At 69.8% G+C, this 15,052-nt stretch carries 17 protein-coding genes and 1 tRNA gene; 14 read left to right on the plus strand and 4 right to left on the minus strand.

The genetic code is table 11. From position 1 onward, the window contains the following. The first annotated feature begins 71 nt into the window (after positions 1 to 71). Entirely contained in the window at positions 72 to 683 is a 612-nt protein-coding gene (locus P6F26_RS10200) for a holin-associated N-acetylmuramidase (protein ID WP_278028577.1), read from the plus strand. Further along, complete coding sequence (locus P6F26_RS10205) at positions 674 to 1,189, plus strand: holin family protein (RefSeq protein ID WP_278028578.1); 516 nt, start codon at positions 674 to 676, stop codon at positions 1,187 to 1,189. Before P6F26_RS10200 ends, P6F26_RS10205 begins: the two co-directional genes overlap by 10 nt. On the opposite strand, the gene P6F26_RS10210 is transcribed toward P6F26_RS10205, so the two are convergent. Beyond that, positions 1,186 to 2,601: a M20/M25/M40 family metallo-hydrolase gene (locus P6F26_RS10210; protein ID WP_278028579.1), complete on the minus strand. Its 1,416-nt coding sequence runs from the start codon at positions 2,599 to 2,601 to the stop codon at positions 1,186 to 1,188. The genes P6F26_RS10205 and P6F26_RS10210 overlap by 4 nt on opposite strands. Before the next feature lie 179 nt (positions 2,602 to 2,780). Next, positions 2,781 to 2,870: transfer RNA gene (locus tag P6F26_RS10215), tRNA-Ser, on the minus strand. 270 nt (positions 2,871 to 3,140) lie between these two features. On the opposite strand from P6F26_RS10215, the gene P6F26_RS10220 reads away from it, so the two are divergent. The 9 genes from P6F26_RS10220 to P6F26_RS10260 all read left to right on the plus strand — a co-directional run bounded on the left by P6F26_RS10220 (position 3,141) and on the right by P6F26_RS10260 (position 11,323). After that, the gene (locus P6F26_RS10220) at positions 3,141 to 4,019 is read left to right on the plus strand and encodes a hypothetical protein (protein WP_278028580.1); all 879 of its coding nucleotides are present in this window, start codon (positions 3,141 to 3,143) and stop codon (positions 4,017 to 4,019) included. Between the two features lie 231 nt (positions 4,020 to 4,250). Beyond that, positions 4,251 to 4,937, plus strand: a complete 687-nt coding sequence (locus P6F26_RS10225) for a 50S ribosomal protein L21 (protein ID WP_278028581.1) — start codon at positions 4,251 to 4,253, stop codon at positions 4,935 to 4,937. A gap of 11 nt (positions 4,938 to 4,948) precedes the next feature. Next, positions 4,949 to 5,218 (plus strand): 50S ribosomal protein L27, encoded by a 270-nt coding sequence (gene rpmA / locus P6F26_RS10230; RefSeq protein ID WP_278028582.1) that lies wholly within the window; start codon positions 4,949 to 4,951, stop codon positions 5,216 to 5,218. Between the two features lie 136 nt (positions 5,219 to 5,354). After that, positions 5,355 to 5,894: a GNAT family N-acetyltransferase gene (locus P6F26_RS10235; RefSeq protein ID WP_278028583.1), complete on the plus strand. Its 540-nt coding sequence runs from the start codon at positions 5,355 to 5,357 to the stop codon at positions 5,892 to 5,894. Positions 5,895 to 5,999: 105 nt separating this feature from the next. Continuing rightward, the gene (obgE, locus tag P6F26_RS10240; RefSeq protein WP_278028584.1) at positions 6,000 to 7,037 is read left to right on the plus strand and encodes a GTPase ObgE; all 1,038 of its coding nucleotides are present in this window, start codon (positions 6,000 to 6,002) and stop codon (positions 7,035 to 7,037) included. Further along, positions 7,025 to 8,155: a glutamate 5-kinase gene (gene proB / locus P6F26_RS10245; protein WP_278028585.1), complete on the plus strand. Its 1,131-nt coding sequence runs from the start codon at positions 7,025 to 7,027 to the stop codon at positions 8,153 to 8,155. The genes obgE and proB overlap by 13 nt, the downstream gene beginning before the upstream one ends. 10 nt (positions 8,156 to 8,165) lie before the next feature. Beyond that, positions 8,166 to 8,705 carry an antibiotic biosynthesis monooxygenase family protein gene (locus tag P6F26_RS10250; protein ID WP_278028586.1) on the plus strand — a complete coding sequence of 180 codons (540 nt, stop codon included), beginning with the start codon at positions 8,166 to 8,168 and terminating at the stop codon, positions 8,703 to 8,705. A 29-nt stretch (positions 8,706 to 8,734) separates the two neighbouring features. After that, on the plus strand, positions 8,735 to 10,000 hold the full coding sequence (locus P6F26_RS10255; protein ID WP_278028620.1) for a glutamate-5-semialdehyde dehydrogenase: 1,266 nt from the start codon (positions 8,735 to 8,737) through the stop codon (positions 9,998 to 10,000). Positions 10,001 to 10,132: 132 nt separating this feature from the next. Then, positions 10,133 to 11,323, plus strand: a complete 1,191-nt coding sequence (locus tag P6F26_RS10260; protein ID WP_278028587.1) for a trans-sulfuration enzyme family protein — start codon at positions 10,133 to 10,135, stop codon at positions 11,321 to 11,323. Between the two features lie 15 nt (positions 11,324 to 11,338). Here the strand turns inward: P6F26_RS10260 and P6F26_RS10265 are convergent, their stop codons facing one another. Beyond that, a complete protein-coding gene (locus tag P6F26_RS10265; protein ID WP_278028588.1) occupies positions 11,339 to 11,671 on the minus strand; it encodes a hypothetical protein in 333 nt (110 codons plus the stop codon). A 46-nt stretch (positions 11,672 to 11,717) separates the two neighbouring features. Continuing rightward, positions 11,718 to 12,140, minus strand: coding sequence for a hypothetical protein (locus P6F26_RS10270; RefSeq protein ID WP_278028589.1), 423 nt, complete (start codon positions 12,138 to 12,140; stop codon positions 11,718 to 11,720). 225 nt (positions 12,141 to 12,365) lie between these two features. Here P6F26_RS10270 and P6F26_RS10275 point away from each other — a divergent pair, with 225 nt between their 5' ends. The 3 genes from P6F26_RS10275 (at position 12,366) to P6F26_RS10285 (ending at position 14,996) form a co-directional block, all read left to right on the plus strand. Continuing rightward, complete coding sequence (locus P6F26_RS10275) at positions 12,366 to 13,457, plus strand: ATP-binding protein (RefSeq protein WP_278028590.1); 1,092 nt, start codon at positions 12,366 to 12,368, stop codon at positions 13,455 to 13,457. Positions 13,458 to 13,713: 256 nt separating this feature from the next. Beyond that, on the plus strand, positions 13,714 to 14,157 hold the full coding sequence (aroQ, locus tag P6F26_RS10280) for a type II 3-dehydroquinate dehydratase (RefSeq protein ID WP_278028591.1): 444 nt from the start codon (positions 13,714 to 13,716) through the stop codon (positions 14,155 to 14,157). After that, positions 14,154 to 14,996 carry a helix-turn-helix transcriptional regulator gene (locus P6F26_RS10285; protein WP_278028592.1) on the plus strand — a complete coding sequence of 281 codons (843 nt, stop codon included), beginning with the start codon at positions 14,154 to 14,156 and terminating at the stop codon, positions 14,994 to 14,996. Before aroQ ends, P6F26_RS10285 begins: the two co-directional genes overlap by 4 nt. Positions 14,997 to 15,052: the final 56 nt, after the last annotated feature.

The raw sequence follows: 15,052 nt of genomic DNA on the forward strand, positions 1-15,052 counted from the left end.
GCTTTAGCGAAATCTTAAGCATCCCATCGTGACATGCAGGCTGTCCCAAGCCGAGCATGGAGGTGCGAGCCATGCTTTCGGTTCGCGATATCGCCAAAGACATCGTGGCCCGTGAAGGCGGGTTCGTGAACGACCCCGACGATCCGGGCGGGGCGACGCAGCACGGCGTTACCCTCGCCACGCTGCGCCGGCTCGGGATCGACCTCGACCGCGACGGCGACGTGGATGCGCGCGACCTGCGCCGCGTCACGCCGCAGATCGCCGCCGACATCTGCGTCACCCACTACTTCGAGCGCCCGGGCCTCGCCGGCCTGCCCGAGGCGCTGCAGGCCACCGTCTTCGACATGTACGTGAACGCGGGCTCCAACGCGGTCCGGCTGTTGCAGCGGCTTCTGTGCGACATGGGCCACGACGTCGCCGTGGACGGCGTGATCGGGCCGCAGACGCTTCGGGCCGCGCACGCCGCGCAGGCCCGCGCGCCCGGCCACCTCGCCGACGCCTACGGCATCGCGCGGCGCAACTATTACTACCGCCTCGCCGACCGCCGCCCCGCAAGCCGCAAGTATGCCCGCACCCGCGACGGCGGAAAGGGCGGCTGGATCCGCCGGGCCGAGGCCTTCATCTCGCCGCGCTGGCATCTCAGCTTGCAGGGCCACAAGGAAAGGACCGCCGCATGGGACTGATCGGAAGGGCGCTCGCCTCGGGCGCGCTCGCTTCGGCGGGGGAGGCGGCCGAGGGGCTGTCGGAGGTCTTCGTGGCCAACGCCACACGCAGGCTCGAAGTCTCGCACGACGCCTACCGCATGGCGCTCGAGGCGGCGGCGGCGGAATACGCCCATGGCGGCTCGTCGCGCTTCGACCGGCTGGTGAACGGGCTCAACCGCCTGCCGCGCCCGCTCATGGCGCTGGGGACGATCGGGCTGTTCGCCTACGCGATGGCCGACCCGCCGGGCTTCGCGGCGCGGATGATCGGCCTGTCCGAAGTGCCCGAGCCGCTTTGGTGGCTTCTGGGCGCGATCGTGGGCTTCTACTTCGGCGCGCGCGAGTTCCACTATCTCAGGCGTCCGCGCGCCGCGCCCGCGGCGGGGTCCGGCGGCCTTTTCGCACGCCTCCGCCAAAGGCCCGCGGCTGCCCTAGACGAGAACCCGGCGCTGTCGGACTGGGCCGCGTCGCGGGGCGATGCGCCCTAGCCCGCGCCCCCGATCGAACCCTGGCGCAGATCCAGCGCCTCCGGCGTGCCGAGGTCCCAGTAGAGACCGGCCATGAGCCCCGCCGCATCGGGAAAGATCGCGGCGGGAAGATGCTCGTCCGGTGCGTGCTGCGAACAGCCCGGATAGGAATGCGGCACCCAGATCGTCGGAAGCGCCAGGATGTCGGTGAACACGTCGTTGGGAAGCGAGCCGCCGAGCGAGGGCAGGACCACCGGCTCGCGGCCGGCGGTCCGTTCCAGCGACGCGGCGGCGAAGCGCGCGGCGGGGTGCGCGGGCGGCGTCGCGGTGGCGGGGAAGGCCGCGCCGTCCTCCGTCACCTCGATATCGCCGAAGCCCTGCGAGGCGAGATGGTCGCGCAAATGGTCTCCGAGGCGGTCGGCCTCCAGGCCCGTGACATGGCGCAGCTGCACCCATGCCGTCGCCTCGGGCGGGATGGCGTTCACGGGATGCGAGGGATCGCCGCAGGTGAAGGCGAGAACCTCGGCCGAGCACCAGGCGTGGACGCGCTCGGCAGGCGTGAGGCCGGGCGTGCCCCAGCCCGGATCGATCTCGCCAGCGGCAGGCGTCACCCCCTGGAGAAGGCGGCGCGCTTCGGGATCTACGGCCGGCGGCGTCCAGCCGGGCACGCGGATCGCGCCGCGCGCGTCCGCGATCGCCGCCAGCGCGTGGGCCATCTCGAGACCCGGATTTCGCAGGAGCCCGCCGAAATTTCCCGAATGCCGACCGCCCTCGCGCCGCCTGAGATGCAGGCGGAAGGTCCGCCCCCCACGCGCGCCCAGAAACATCGTCGGCGTCTCGGCAGACAGGCGCGGCCCGTCCGAGGCCACAAGAAGGTCGGCGGCCAGGAGATCCCGCCGCTCGGCGCAGAGCGCACCGAGACCGGGCGAGCCGATCTCCTCGCCCATCTCGATCAGCCACACGGCGTTGAAGCCGAGCCGCCCGCGCGCGGCGAGCACGGCGCGCATCGCCGTGAGGTTGACGAGAAACTGGCCCTTGTTGTCGGCGATGCCGCGTCCGTAAAGACGCCCCTCGGCCGGCGCCTCGGTCAGCTGCCACGGCACGCGGCCCTCGCGCCAGCGCCCCTCCATCGCGGGCACGGTGTCGCCATGCGCATAGCCCAGGACCGTGGGAAGGGCGGCGTCCTCGATCCGGCGTGCGATCAGGAAGGGACGGCCCTCGGCCTCGCATCGCCGCGTCTCGAAGCCGTCATGCGCAAGCTCCGCCGCGACATGGTCGAGGTAGTCGGACAGGACCTGCCGCGCGCCCGGCGCGGAGGCGTCGGTCGGAAAGGCGACGAGCCGCGAAAGGGCGTCGCGGAACGCGGGTGACGCGGCCATGTCGCGGGCGCGGGCAACGGTGGCAGGGCGGGCGGCGTGAGGATCTTCTGTCATGGCACATGACTGGCGCGCTTCGCGGGTCTGCGCAAGCGGGAGGAGCATCCGTGAAGGGCCGGGGGCGGAGGCCTGATCCTGCGCGGGAGGCGTGCCAAGGGTCACGCACGGGGCGACCCGGGATATCCCCGCCCCGGGATGCCCCGGCGGCGGCTTCCGGTCGGGTCTTCAGGAAATTCTGGCGGAGAGACAGGGATTCGAACCCTGGGTGGACTTGCGCCCACAACGGTTTTCGAGACCGCCCCGTTCGACCACTCCGGCACCTCTCCGCGACAAGGTGGTCCTTGTGAGGGCGCGATGTAGCGAATGGTTTTCGGGGGCGCAAGAGGAATGCCCGCAATCGTCGCGCGATCCTTCGAGGGTGCGGTCCCCCCGTGTCCCCCTTCGTCGCTCGTGCCCGCTCACCCGTGCCCGCGCGCGCCGCCCTGCCGGCTCACGATCCCGGCATTCGCCCGCCGATGGCCTTGCGCCGCGCTGGAAATGCGTCGCGGACTGTCCCATGTGTTCCCATGACGATATCGCGCAACCGCGGAGAGCCCATGTCACGCAGTCTCATCCTTGCCACGTCCATTGCCGTCGCGCTGGCGGGCGCTGTTCCGGTCGCATCCGGCGCGCAGACGATGCCGGGCGCAAGCCTTCCCCCCTTGTCGGAGCGGGCGCCGCATGTCGAGGAGATGCTGGAGGCGCTGCACCTCTATGAGGTCCTTGCAATCATGGCGAGCGAGGGCATCGAGGCGGCGCGGACGCTCGAGGCGGACATGTTCCCGGGCGAGGGCGGGGCGGCCTGGTCGGCCGAGGCCCATCGCATCCACGGCGAGGACCGCATGACGGGCCTTTTCGAGGACGCGTTTCCGCTCGATGCCCTGAGCGAGGAGGAGGTGGCGCAGGTGACGGCCTTCTTCACCGCCGAGCCCGGCGCGCGCATCGCCGATGCCGAGGTCGAGGCGCGGCGCGCGTTCCTCGATCCGCGGGCGGAGGACATGGCGAACGCGGCCTTCCGAGCGGCCATCGCCGAGGGCGATCCGCGCATCGAGCTCTTGACCGGCTTCATCGAGGCGAACGACCTGGTGGAGCGCAACGTGGCCGGCGCGCTCAACTCCAACTTCGCCTTCTACCGCGGGCTTGCGGACGGCGGCGCTTTCGAGGTCGAGATCCCCGAGGACCTGATGCTTTCGGAGGTCTGGGCGCAGGAGCCGCAGCTGCGCCGGGACACGATCGAATGGCTCTATTCGTTCCAGCTGAGCGCCTATGACGACCTTTCGGACAGCGATCTGGAGGCCTATGTGGCGTTCTCCGGGACCGAGGCGGGGCAGGCGTTGAACGCTGCGCTCTTCGCCGCCTTCGACACGATGTTCGAACAGCTCAGCCACGAGCTGGGCGATGCCGCCGCAGGCTTCATCGCCGGCGAGGACGCCTGAGCCGAGCGGTCCGCCCGGACCGTCCCGCGCGCGGCCCGAGGGCCTTGACATGCGGGGTCGGGTGGGGCATCTGGCGGCTTCCGTCGTCGGGCGCCTCGCGCCGGGCACGGCAAACATGGATCAACGCCCCTTGCCGGGGCGCGCTGCTCGAGGCGGAGGTGCCGTGAAGGCCTCTCCACGAACGCCGGGACACCGGGGCCGCAGAGCGCGGGAAACTGAAGGGATACGCGCATGTTCGCGGTCATGAAGACAGGCGGGAAACAGTACCGGGTGCAAGCCGGCGACCGTCTGCGCATCGAGAAGCTCGCCGCCGATGCGGGCGAGACGGTGCAGTTCAACGAAGTTCTGATGGTCGGCGGCGACGAAGCCGTCGTCGGCAGCCCGCTGGTCGCGGGCGCCGCCGTTCAGGCGCTGGTCGTCGACCAGGTCAAGGGCGAGAAGCTGATCCACTTCGTGAAGCGCCGCCGCAAGCACGGCTCGCAGCGCAAGAAGGGTCATCGCCAGCAACTGACGCTGGTCGAGATCACCGAGATCCTGTCGTCGGGTGGCGACGCCTCGGGCGTCAAGGCGGCGATCGGCGCGGGCTCGGCTCCAGCGACAACGACGTCGGCACCCGCTTCGGCTCCGGCAGCGAAGACCGGCAAGTCGACCGCGAAGGCCGCGGCTCCGGCCAAGGCCGAGACTGCGAAGCCCGCGAAGGCGAAGGCCGCCGCCGCGGACGGCGACGATCTCAAGAAGCTGTCGGGCGTGGGCCCGGCGCTCGAGAAGAAGCTGAACGAGGCCGGCGTCACGACCTTCGCCCAGATCGCGGCGTGGACCGAGGCGGACATCGCCGAGTTCGACGAGAAACTGAATTTCAAGGGCCGGATCGAGCGTGAAGGCTGGGTCGACCAGGCCAAAGAACTCGCCAAGGGCTGAGGAGAGACGACATGGCACATAAAAAAGCAGGTGGTAGCTCCCGCAACGGCCGCGACAGTGCTGGCCGGCGTCTGGGCGTGAAGAAGTTCGGCGGCGAAGCCGTGATCCCCGGCAACATCATCGTGCGCCAGCGCGGCACCAAGTGGTGGCCGGGCACGGGCGTCGACATGGGCAAGGATCACACGCTGTTCGCCGTGGAAGAGGGCCGCGTGTCCTTCTCCAAGGGCTTCAAGGGCCGCACATACATCTCGGTCCTGCCGCAGGCGGAAGCCGCCGAGTAGCGCCGAATCCGTACGGACGTTTTCCGAGGGGCCGGCGGATCCGCCGGCCCTTTCGCATTTTCGACATCCTCTTGTGCGACGGGACGTGCGAGCCCAGCTCAAGCAGGGGCGGTTCGGCCGGAGGAGGGCCAGACCCATGAAGCAGGAAGCCATCGTGGCCCAGCCCGTGATCGAGGCGCCGCGCATGTACCTTAGGCCGCTTCGGCCTTCGGATGCGGGTCTCATGACCATGTATGCCTCGGACAGGCGCGTGGCGGAGATGACGACGACCATCCCCCACCCGCTGCCGCCCGGCACGGCCGAGGCCTTCATCGCGCAGGCCGCGCGGCAGGCCGGCGACGAGGCGGTCTGGGCGATGGACGCCACGGAGTTCGGGGGGTCCGAGCTGATGGGGATCGTGTCGCTCAAGCGGATGGACCGCGGCCAGTCCGAGATCGGCTACTGGGTGGCGCCCGCACTCTGGAACACGGGCTTCGCCTCGGAGGCGGTGGGCGCGCTGGTGGCGGCCAACCCGCTGCAGAACACCACCATGTTCGGCAGCGTCTTCCAGGACAACGCGGGATCGGCACGGGTGCTGACCAATGCGGGGTTCGAGTATCTTGGCGACGCCGAGGCCTATTCGGTCGCGCGCGGGGCGAAGGTGCCGACATGGACTTACCTCAAGCGTCTGGGGTAGGGGCGGGCGTCCGGCGGCGAGGGGCCAGCCCCTCGCGCTCCCCGGAGTTTTTTGCAAGGATGAAGCAGGGGCGCTTCCCGCGCATGGGGACGTCGGGGTGATGCGATGAAGTTTCTCGATCTGGCCAAGGTCTATATCCGCTCGGGCGGCGGCGGAGGCGGGGCGGTCAGTTTCCGCCGCGACAAGTTCATCGAGTATGGCGGTCCCGACGGCGGCGACGGCGGCGATGGCGGCGACGTCTGGGCCGAGGCGGTGGACGGGCTGAACACGCTGATCGATTTCCGCTACCAGCAGCATTTCTTCGCGAAGAACGGGCAGCCCGGCATGGGGCGGCAGCGCACCGGCAAGGACGGGGCCGACATCGTGCTGAGGGTGCCGGCGGGCACCGAGATCCTCGAGGAGGACGAGGAGACCGTGATCGCGGACCTCGCCGAGGTGGGCGAGCGCGTGCTGCTTGCGCGGGGGGGCAACGGGGGCTTCGGCAACCTGCATTTCAAGACCTCGACCAACCAGGCGCCGCGGCGCGCCAACCCGGGCCAGCCGGGGATCGAGCGGACGATCTGGCTGCGGCTGAAGCTGATCGCGGATGTGGGGCTTCTGGGGTTGCCCAACGCGGGCAAGTCGACCTTCCTTGCCGCCACCTCGAACGCGCGCCCGAAGATCGCGGACTATCCCTTCACCACGCTGGTTCCGAACCTTGGCGTCGTCGGCGTCGACGGCGCGGAATTCGTTGTCGCCGACATTCCGGGCCTGATCGAGGGCGCGCACGAGGGCAGGGGGCTCGGAGACACGTTCCTTGGACATGTGGAGCGGTGCGCGGTCCTGCTGCACCTCGTGGACGGGACGTCCGAGGAAGTCGTGCAGGACTACCAGACGATCATCGCCGAGCTCGACGCCTACGGCGCGGGCCTTGCACAGAAGCCGCGCGTCACGGTCCTGAACAAGGTGGATGCGCTGACCGCCGAGGAGATCGCCGAGAGGCGCGCCGCGCTGGAGGAGGCTTCGGGCGGGCCCGTCATGACGATGTCGGGCGTCGCGCGCACCGGTCTCGTCGAGGTCTTGAGGACGCTTCGGGCGCGCATCGACCGGGGGCGCGCCGCGGATCGCGACGCCCGCGAGGAGCCGCAGGCATGGCGGCCCTGAGCGAAGCGCGCGTGCCGGCGCTGGCCGAGGCGCGGCGGCTGGTCGTCAAGATCGGCTCGGCGCTCCTGGTGGACCGGGAGAGCGGCGCGCTCCGCTCGGATTGGCTCGGGGCGCTGGTTGCCGACATCGCGCGCATCAAGGCGCGGGGGACGGACGTGATCGTCGTGTCGTCGGGGTCCATCGCGCTGGGGCGCGGGGTGCTGGCGCTGGGGTCTGGCGCGCTGTCTCTGGACGAGGCGCAGGCCGCGGCGGCCGTCGGGCAGATCCGCCTGGCGCGCGCCTACGAGGAGGCTTTGGCGCCGCACGGGATCACGGCGGCGCAGATCCTGCTGACGCTGGACGATTCCGGGGACCGGCGCCGATACCTCAACACGCGCGCCACCTTCGCGGCGCTGCTTGGCCGGGGTGCCGTGCCCATCGTCAACGAGAACGACACCATCGCCACCGACGAGATCCGCTATGGCGACAACGACAGGCTCGCCGCGCAGGTCGCCGTCATGGCGGGCGCGGATGTCTGCGTGCTTCTGTCGGACGTGGACGGGCTCTATACCGCGAACCCCGCGAGCGATCCCGGGGCGGCGCACCTTCCCCTGATCGAGGCGATCACGCCCGAGATCGAGGCGATGGCCGGCGACGCGGGATCGGGCCTGTCGAAGGGCGGCATGAAGACCAAGCTGATGGCCGCGCGCACCGCGACGGCGTCGGGCTGCGCGATGGCGATCGCCGCGGGCGCGCGGCTGAACCCGCTCGCGGCGCTGGAAGAGGGCGCGCGGGCCACATGGTTCACCGCGACGCTGGACCCGCAGGCGGCGCGCAAGCGTTGGATCTCGGCGATGAAGCCGCGTGGCGCGCTGCGGCTCGACGCAGGCGCGGTGGCGGCGCTGGGGCGGGGAAAGTCGCTTCTGCCGGCGGGTGTCACGGCCGTCACGGGCACGTTCGGTCGCGGCGATCCGGTGATGCTGGAGGACCCGGACGGCGCGAGCCTGGGGCTGGGGCTGTCGCGCTACACCGCGGCGGAGGCGCGCGCGATCGCGGGCCACCGTTCGGACGAGATCGAGGCGCTGCTGGGGGCGCCGGGGCGTGCGGCGCTGGTCCATCGCGACGACATGGCGCTGTGAGGAGGCGGGGATGCTGGGACTGTTCTTCGACGTGCGGCCGAAGCCCGGGCACATGGTGCACTATTTCGAGCACGTGGACCGGCTGAAGCCGGTGCTGGCGGGGCACGGGGGGCTTCTGTATCTCGAGCGGTTCCGGCCGCTCGACGACGAAGGCGCGCTTCTGTCGCACCAGCATTGGGCGGACGAGGCGGCGCTTGCGGGCTGGCGGCGCGAGGCGACGCACAGGGCGAGCCAGTCGGCGGGGCGGCGTGTGCATTTCGAGGATTACCGCATCCGCGTGGGCGAGACCGTGGCCGATGCCGGGGCGCGGGGCGCGGGCCGCTTCGTGGTGGCCGCCGCGGGACCGGCGCCGACCGGGGGCCGCGCCTACGAAAGCGTGACGCGGGCCGGGCGCTTCCTGTCGCTGACGGAGGCCGGGACGGGCGAGGGCGCCGGGGCCATTGCGGAGGCGGCGCGCCGGGACGGCGCGGACGCCGTGCACGTCTTCGCGATCGCACGGGACTACACGCTGGAAGACAGGGCCGAGGCCCCACGGGACGGAATGGCATGACCCGGTTGGAAATGGACGGAGACGAAGCCATGGACGAGACGACGGACATCGCGGCGATGATGCAGGCGCTCGGCGCAGCGGCGAAGGCGGCCTCGGCGGAGCTTGCCTTCGCCACGCCCGAGGCCAAGCGGCATGCGCTGGAGGTTGCGGCCGACGCCGTGACCGCGCGCCGAGACGAGATCGTGGCGGCGAACGCCAGGGACATGGCCTTCGGGCGCGACAAGGGGCTTTCGCCGGCGATGCTCGACCGGTTGATGCTTGACGGGGCGCGGATCGAGGCGATCGTGGCGGGGCTGCGGGCGGTGGCGGCGCAGGACGATCCCGTGGGTGCGGTCATGGCGGCCTGGGACATGCCCTCGGGGCTGCATATCGAGCGGGTGCGCACGCCCCTCGGGGTCATCGGCGTGATCTACGAGAGCCGTCCGAACGTCACCGCAGATGCGGGCGCGCTGTGCCTGAAGTCGGGCAACGCCGTGATCCTGCGCGGGGGGTCGGAAAGCTTCCACTCGTCGGGCGTTCTGGTCGATTGCCTGAAACAGGGTCTGCGGGCGGGCGGGCTGCCCGAAGCCGCGGTGCAGCTTGTGCCGACGCGCGACCGGGAGGCGGTGCGCGCGCTTCTGACGATGACGGAGCATGTCGACGTGATCGTGCCGCGCGGCGGCAAGGGCCTTGTCGGGCTCGTGCAGGCCGAGGCGCGGGTGCCGGTCTTCGCGCATCTCGAGGGGATCTGCCACGTCTACATCGACGCCGCCGCCGATCCGGAGGTGGCGCTGAAGGTCACCATGAACGCCAAGACCCGCCGCACCGGGATCTGCGGCGCGGCGGAGTGCCTCCTGATCCATCGCGAGGTCGCCGACACGATCGGGCAGGGCGTGGTGCGCGCGCTGCTGGACGCGGGCGTCGAGGTGCGCGGCGACGCGGAGCTGCAGAAGATCGCAGGCGTGGTTCCGGCCACCGCCGAGGACTGGGGCCGCGAATTCCTCGACATGATCATCGCCGCGCGGGTGGTGGACGATATCGACGGCGCGATCGCCCATATCAGGCGCTACGGTTCGGCGCATACCGAGAGCATCCTGACCGAGGACGACGCCGCCGCCGGGCGGTTCTTCGAGAGGCTCGATTCGGCGATCCTGATGCGCAACGCCTCGACCCAGTTCGCGGACGGCGCCGAATTCGGGATGGGCGCCGAGATCGGCATCGCGACGGGCAAGCTTCATGCCCGCGGGCCCGTCGGGGCCGAACAGCTGACATCGTTCAAGTATCTCGTGACCGGGCGGGGGACGGTGCGGCCCTGACCCGCGGAAGCGGGGGGCCAGCCCCCCGCGCCCCCCGGAGTTTATCGCAAGGATGAAGGATGCGGAGGAAGGATTTTCCTCCGTTCGCCGGGCTGTTAGAAGCGGCCGGTGCCCGTGATGGAGAACAGGAAGATGACCGAGGACCGCCGCAACGACCGCCCCGAGACCCTCGTTCGGCGCAAGGCGCTCGCCGAAGGGGTGAGCCGGCCCGTGGTGACGCCGATCCAGCCTTCGGTGGTCTACGCCTCGCCATCGATCGACATGCTGCACGCGCAGTACGAGGGCCGCGAGCAGGGCTATACCTACGCCCGCGAAGGCCATCCGAACGCGACGCTTCTGGCGCAGAAGATCGACGCGATGGAGGGGGCCGAGGGCGGGCTCGTGACCGGGTCCGGCATGGCGGCGGTGACCGCGGCGCTGATGGGCGTGCTGGGGGCGGGGGACCACGTGATCGGGGGGAGCCAGCTTTACGGCCGCTCGCTGCGGCTGATGCACCAGGACCTCGCGCGGTTCGGCATCGCCACGAGCCTCGCCGATCCGACCGATGCCGAGGCGTTTCGCGCGGCGATCCGGCCCGAGACGAAGATGATCCTGGTCGAAGTCGTGTCGAACCCCACGCTGCGGGTCGCGGACATGGAGGGCATCGCGCGCGTGGCCCGTGAGGCGGGCGTGCTGCTGGCGGTGGACAATACCTTCACGACGCCGCGCGCATGGCGGCCCTTCGGGCATGGCGCGGACATCGTCATCCACTCGGTCACGAAGCTTCTTGCGGGACATTCCGACGTGACGCTGGGCTGGGTCGCGGCGAAGGATCCCGTCGTGGCGCGAAAGATCTATGACTTCTCGGTGACGGTCGGCTTCACGCCGTCGCCCTACGAATGCTGGCTGGCGGAGCGCGGGCTTTATACCTTTCCGCTGCGCTACGACCGGGCCGAGGCCAATGCCGCCATGCTGGCCGACCATCTCGCGGCGCACCCCAAGGTCGCGCGCGTGCTCTATCCCGGGCGCCCGGACCACCCGGACGCGGCGCGGGTGAAGACGCTTCTGGGCGCGCGGACTGGAAACATGGTGAGCTTCGAGATCTCGGGCGACGCGGCAGCAGCGGACCGGATGGTGCGCGCCGCGCCGCAACTGCCGTTCGCGCCGACGCTGGGCGACGTGGGCACCACGCTGAGCCATCCCGCGTCGTCCTCGCACCGCGCGCTCACACCCGAGGGGCGCGCCGCACTCGGGATCTCGGACGGGTTCTTCCGGGTCTCGGTCGGGATCGAGGAGATCGACCTTCTGAAGGATGACTTCGATCAGGCGCTGGCGGCGGTGTGACTGGGCGGGACGCGCTCAGGGGCAGCGCGTCCAGATGACGACGGAGCCGTCGCGCACGATGCCGAGGCCGTCCGGCAACGGCACGAGGATCGCCCGTCCGCCATCGTAGGTCGTCCCCTCGCCGGTGCAGGCGAGGTCGAAGGCCATCGCGTCCATGCCGGGCACCGGGAAGGGATTTTCGAGCGCGCAGGAATTCTCCACCCCGTGGAGCGTCTGGCCGATGACGCCGACGGCGCCGCCGTCCATGCCGAGGGTGCCGCAAGTCCATGCGCCCTGATCCTGCGGATGATAGAGCCCCTGCACACGGTCGAGGAGGCCTTGCGCGGCGGACGGACCGGCGGTCAGCATCGCGGCCGCGCAGGTTGCGGCGAAAGGGCCGCCCTTGCGGCACGCCTCAGAGCGAGTGAAGCGGCGAAGAGCCATCGAGGATCACGACGTCGAAGTTGAGATCCGGCGATTGCGCCTCGACCTCGCGGCGGATGAGCCTGGCGGAGGGCAGGCGGTCGACCAGCGCGAGATACCGCCCCGTGAAGCCGCGCTGGCTGAGGTAGCGTGCGAGGTCGATGGCGTCGAAGACCGGTGTCAGGAGTGGGGACAGCACCAGCGAGGGCGCACGCTCGCCCGCGAAGCTGATGCGGTCGAGGTCGTCGAAATCGACGCGCGCGATATAGGAATGCGGCTCGAGCACGTTGCGCGGGAGCAGGTCGAGCGCATCGGAGTGCAGGGCGACGGCAAGCACCGTTCCGACCCGGGCATCTCCGGGCGGAAGGCCGTCACGGAGGCTCCCCGTGAGTTTCTTGTCGCGGCCGTCCATCATGATGAGGGCCCTGTGATTTCGGTGTGCGGTCGTCGGGCCGGCAATACGGTCTCGGTCCTTCGTGTCGCCGCCTGAATTAAGGCGAATAGCCAATAGTCTAACAAAAAGACGCCACTTCGCAATTGAAAGATTGTCCGTGCAATGATCGGCCCGGCGCGACTCGTTGTCAGGGCGCGGGATTTGCGTCAAGTGAAGGATACGTAAATTGCAGGGTGTTTCAGTGCCATGGGTGGAAACCAGCTGACGACCGTGATCGAGGCGGTGCCGGAACCGATGCTGCATCTCGACTCCGGCGGAACGATCGTGGCATCGAACGCGGCGGCGCGCGGCCTTCTGGGCGAATGGATCCAGGGGCGGAGCTATGCGACCGTCCTGCGCCAGCCCGCGATCCTGGGGCGGATCGAGACCGTTCAGGTCGACGGCGCACCGGGCGAGGCGCGTTTCGAGCTGGCCGACAGCGCGGGCAGCACGCAGTTCCGGGTTCGGATTTCGCCGCTGTCGCGCGACCGGGCGCAGGAGGGGCAGGGTGGCGGTGCGCGCGTTCCGCTCCTGCTGCACTTCACCGACATCACCCATCTGCGCGAGGCCGAGGAGATGCGGCGGGACTTCGTGGCGAACGTCAGCCACGAGCTTCGCACGCCGCTAACGGCGGTTCTCGGCTTCATCGAGACGCTGCGCGGTCCGGCGAGGGACGACGAGGCCGCGCGCGAGCGCTTCCTGTCCATCATGGAGGACGAGGCGCGGCGGATGAACCGCCTCGTCTCGGACTTGTTGTCGTTGAGCCGGGTGGAGGCGGCGGAACGGATGCGTCCCTCGGAGATGGTGGACCTTGCCGCGGTGCTCGACGGCGCCTTCGCGGCGATCCGCCCGGCGGCGGAAGAACGTGGCAACACGCTGGAGCTGCGCAAGACAGGCTTCGGCACGGACCCGCAGGCCGGCACGCGCGCGATGATCCTCGGCGACCGCGACCAGCTCATGCAGGTGTTCCTCAATCTCACCGAGAACGCCTTGAAATACGGCGGCCCGGACAAGCCAGTCACGGTCGCCTTGTCGCGCGAGGCGGGCACGGGCAGCATGAAGGGCAATGTCGTGCGCGTCGACGTCATCGACCGCGGCGAAGGCCTCGACCCGCAGCACATCCCGCGGCTGACCGAGCGTTTCTACCGCGTCGACACGCACCGCAGCCGCGCGATGGGCGGCACCGGCCTGGGGCTTGCGATCGTGAAGCACATCGTGAGCCGGCACCGCGGGCGTCTGAGGATCACGAGCGAGAAGGGGCAAGGCAGCATGTTCAGCGTTCTCTTTCCGGAGGCTTGATCCGTTGCGTCCCTGCGGCGTTCAAATGGCCTATAATCATGATTATGTTAAATAAGAAGGTGGCGCGCTTGACGCCCCTGCGGCCGGACACATGAAAGACCATCCGCAAGCGCCCGATCCTGAATGCCTTTTCCGGCTGCGCCCCCCCGGCGCGCGGAAGATGCGCAAACGCATCGGCGTGCCAACAAAACGACGCCGGGCCATTCCACCGGCATGGACCGGACCGTATATTGAGCGCGCGAAGGGAAAACTGCTCATGTCCATCCTGATACTGAACGGACCCAACCTGAACCTGTTGGGCACGCGGGAGCCCGGTATCTACGGCAGCGCGACACTGGCCGAGATCGAGGCCTCCTGCCATGCCATCGCCGCCGAGCTCGGGCACGAGATCGTCTGTGTGCAGTCCAACCACGAGGGCGCGATGATCGATGCCCTTCATGCCGCGGCGCGTGTCCATGACGGCGTCATCCTGAACGCCGGCGCCTACACGCATACCTCCATCGCGCTGCGCGACGCGATCGCGGCGACGGGTCTAAAAGTGATCGAACTGCACCTGTCCAACACCCATGCGCGCGAGCCGTTTCGCCACGTCTCGATGATCGCGCCGGTCTGCGCGGGCGTGATCCAGGGCTTCGGCGCCAAGGGCTACGGGCTTGCGATCCGCGCGATGGACGGACTTCTGAAAGGTGGCGGTCCGTGAAGGTCCTCCTGCCCTATCTCGCCATGGACAACGTGGACGAGCTTTGGGCGCATCACACGCGCGTGATGGCCGATTTCGGCTTCGACAGGCTGTTCTACGCCTTCAACGCGTTCCGCGGCGCGGGCCTTTACGACAATCCCGAGGACGCTCTCGTCCTGACCAACATGCCGACGGACTACATCGAGGCCTATGTCGGTGGCGGCATGTTCCGTGACGGCGTCATGATGCGTTGGGCGATCGGGAACACCGGCGCGGCGAGCTGGCGCGAGGTCTACCGCGAGATGTCCTCGGTGCCGCCGACCAGCGGCGAGCGCGCGTTGCGCGAGCTGAACGAGCGGCACGGCATCGTCGCGGGTTACACGATCAGTTTTCCCATGGCGATCAAGAACGCGAATGCAGGCATCGGCATGGCCGTCCGTCAGGGCATGACGCAGGACGACGCCGATGCGATCTGGGCCGAGCATGGCACCGAAATCATGATCATCAACCATGTCGCGCACCTGTGCATCCTGCAGCTGCCGGCCGAGGGCCAGCAAAGGCTTCTGACGCCCCGGCAGGCCGAGGTCCTCGAACTGGTGGCCGACGGCAAGACGATGCAGGACATCGCGCTGCTGCTGGGGCGCAACGTCGCCACCATCGAGAAGCACCTGCGCGGCGCACGCGACGCGCTCGGGGTCGAGACGACGGCGCAGGCCGTGCGCAAGGCGTCGATCCTGAACCAGATCTTCCGGCTCGATCGCGGCAGCCGCAGCGGCGACGCGGCGCGCCGGCCGCAGTTGTCGGGCGCGGTCTCGAACGCGCGTGAGGCCCCCCGGCGGCCGTCGGCGCCCTCAAGGTAAGGGAATCCCCACTACACGGTCGCCCTGATTCTGCGTCACCAATCAGATGTTCCGCG

This window comes from Roseicyclus salinarum, from assembly GCF_029624655.1.
GTDB lineage: Bacteria > Pseudomonadota > Alphaproteobacteria > Rhodobacterales > Rhodobacteraceae > Roseibacterium > Roseibacterium salinarum.